General features: G+C 42.9%; 3 protein-coding genes. 2 read left to right on the plus strand and 1 reads right to left on the minus strand.

Annotated features, from left to right (window positions below; translation table 11 throughout):
- The first annotated feature begins 100 nt into the window (after positions 1 to 100).
- The gene (locus ABFX15_RS11805) at positions 101 to 442 is read left to right on the plus strand and encodes a hypothetical protein (RefSeq protein ID WP_346025596.1); all 342 of its coding nucleotides are present in this window, start codon (positions 101 to 103) and stop codon (positions 440 to 442) included.
- A 237-nt stretch (positions 443 to 679) separates the two neighbouring features.
- Positions 680 to 1,846 (plus strand): glycoside hydrolase family 27 protein, encoded by a 1,167-nt coding sequence (locus tag ABFX15_RS11810; protein ID WP_346025597.1) that lies wholly within the window; start codon positions 680 to 682, stop codon positions 1,844 to 1,846.
- A gap of 214 nt (positions 1,847 to 2,060) precedes the next feature.
- Here the strand turns inward: ABFX15_RS11810 and ABFX15_RS11815 are convergent, their stop codons facing one another.
- Complete coding sequence (locus ABFX15_RS11815; RefSeq protein WP_346025598.1) at positions 2,061 to 2,408, minus strand: helix-turn-helix domain-containing protein; 348 nt, start codon at positions 2,406 to 2,408, stop codon at positions 2,061 to 2,063.
- Between the last annotated feature and the right edge of the window lie 81 nt (positions 2,409 to 2,489).

Raw genomic sequence — 2,489 nt, forward strand, 5'->3', positions numbered from 1 at the left:
GGGCAAGTGTTTTTTGTCTTTTCCTTGATAGAACAACGGTTATAGACCTTTAAGAACAAAAAAATTTGACAGTAACGACAACCTTGAGGAGGGGCTATTAATGACTGAGGAACATGATGTTCATAAAAACCATACGCATGAGCACAGTCTGGACTGCGGACACACTAAGATCAAGCACGGTGACCATATTGATTATGTCCATGACGGGCATTTGCATCACGAACATAAGGGGCACTGGGATGAGTGTGCCATAGATGTTTCTGAAAAGAACCCCGATGACTGCAGCCCTATGAACTGTGGCTGTCATCATGACGGCGACTGCGGACATGAAATGGTCCAGCATGGGGACCACAAAGACTATTTAGTCAACGGTCGGCTTCACCACGTACATGGCGACCACTGTGATGATCACGGTCCCGTAGAAATTGTCGAAGTAAAATGATTTTTCTATAATCATTTAATAAACTAACACTAAATTATTAAACAGATGCACGGAAGCAGTTTGGAAATAATCCAATACTGAATCCGTGCTTTTTTAGGCAATTAAGACCTCTTTTAAAAAACAACATCCATCCATACGAATACAACATATCCCTATAGTTAACTGGCTGCTGATTATGATTAAATCAGCTTAACAACAAGTTTACTGTTAAAAAAACTAAGGAGTGGACTAACTGATATGACAAGCCAAAACACTATGGGGCTCACACCTCCTCTAGGATGGAACTCTTGGAATACATTTACATGGGATATCAATGAAACGCTGATTAAAGAGGTAGCTAATACTTTCGTTTCCGATGGCTACAAAGATGCCGGTTATGAGTATATTGTTATTGATGACTGCTGGAGTCTTAAAGAGCGGGACGAAAATGGACAGCTGGTACCCGATTCCGAAAAGTTTCCCAGTGGGATTAAAGCGTTCGCTGACTATGTTCATAGTAAAGGGTTAAAGCTAGGCATCTATTCCTGCGCCGGCACGCATACTTGTGCCGGGTATCCAGGAAGTTTTGAACACGAATTTGAAGATGCCAGACAGTTCGCAGAATGGGGCATTGATTTACTTAAGTACGACTACTGCTTCAAGCCAAGACAAATGTCAGGGGAACTGCTTTACAAGCGCATGAGTCTGGCTTTAAAGAATTCCGGAAGAGATATTTTATTTTCTGCCTGTAACTGGGGAGAAGATGATGTCTATCACTGGATTCGTGAATCCGGTGCTCATATGTACCGCTCCACGGGAGACATTCAGGATAATTGGGAATCCATAAAGAAACTCACCTTGTCTCAAGTGGATAAAGCGCGTTATACAGGGTCATATTGCCACAATGATATGGACATGTTGGTTGTCGGCATGTATGGCGGCAGTAATGACGGCTTCATTGGCAGTAAAATCGGAGGCTGCACAGACAGTCAATACAAAACCCACTTTTCCTTGTGGAGCATGATGGGGTCACCTCTTATGATTGGCTGTGATATACGTGAGGCTAGCCATATGACCAAAGACATTCTTCTGAACAAAGATCTCCTTGCCATTAATCAGGACGTGGAAAGCAGAGGTGCCTACCGTATAAAACCCGAACCTCAGTGGTTTCATGACGATGATGTCTTTATTCAAGTCAAAGTCCTGTCAGACGGCGATTTAGCCATCGGTTTCTTTAACTTAAGTGACACGCAGCGTGAAATATCGCTGCAGTTCTGGGATATGGGTCTTCCTTATGCTTCTAAATGTTCTCTTGAACTATATGACTGCTGGGAGCATAAAACAATCGGACAATTTAAAGAACGCTATAATCCCGTTGTGCCAAAGCATGATTGTCTCATTGTTAGAGCGAAAGTTGTCAGCTGACATGAGTAACCCTACTACTTGCCAGCACTGCAAGGTTCCTCTTCACCCGGACGAAGTTGCTTTAAATTTGAAAGTCGTCTCGCGGACAGCCCGAACATTTTCCTGTCTGGACTGTCTTAAAGTGCCTCTGGGCTGCGAAAGACAGGCTTTGGAGGACTTGATTACCTACTACCGGGAGTCAGGTAACTGTGTCCTCTTTCGATAACGTGTTTTTCTATGTTCTATAAGCAGACGGTGTTTTTGCCGTTGTCTTTTTAAATACTTTAGAAAAATACAACGGATCTTTGTACCCTACAGAGTAAGCGATGGAGCTGACTGACAAGTCAGAAGACTCCAGCAGCACACTTGCTTGCTGAATTCTGACTTGCCTAATGTAAGAAGAAATCGGCAGCCCTGTTTCGCCCTTAAACAGTCGAAATAAATAGCTGCGCTCAATATTTACAGCTCCCACAATATCAGAGACCGTCAGAGATGCTTTCCAGTAATGCTGATAAATGTATTTTTTTGCCTGCTGAACATAGTCGATATCGCTTTTTACCCTATCTGCTGGAAACTGTTCCACATAGTAAGACAACCTAGATTCCCAAAAAATTATAACGTGGTCGGGGGCACAACACCTAAGGTGTTATATAATTGCGACTGC

The sequence above is a fragment of the Alkalibacterium indicireducens genome, from assembly GCF_039522005.1.
GTDB lineage: Bacteria > Bacillota > Bacilli > Lactobacillales > Carnobacteriaceae_A > Alkalibacterium > Alkalibacterium indicireducens.

What these genes read in the sequence shown, in the direction of transcription:
- ABFX15_RS11810 (WP_346025597.1), top strand. Translation starts at nt 680, where the DNA reads ATGACAAGCCAAAACACTATGGGGCTCACACCTCCTCTAGGATGGAAC.
- ABFX15_RS11805 (WP_346025596.1), top strand. Translation starts at nt 101, where the DNA reads ATGACTGAGGAACATGATGTTCATAAAAACCATACGCATGAGCACAGT.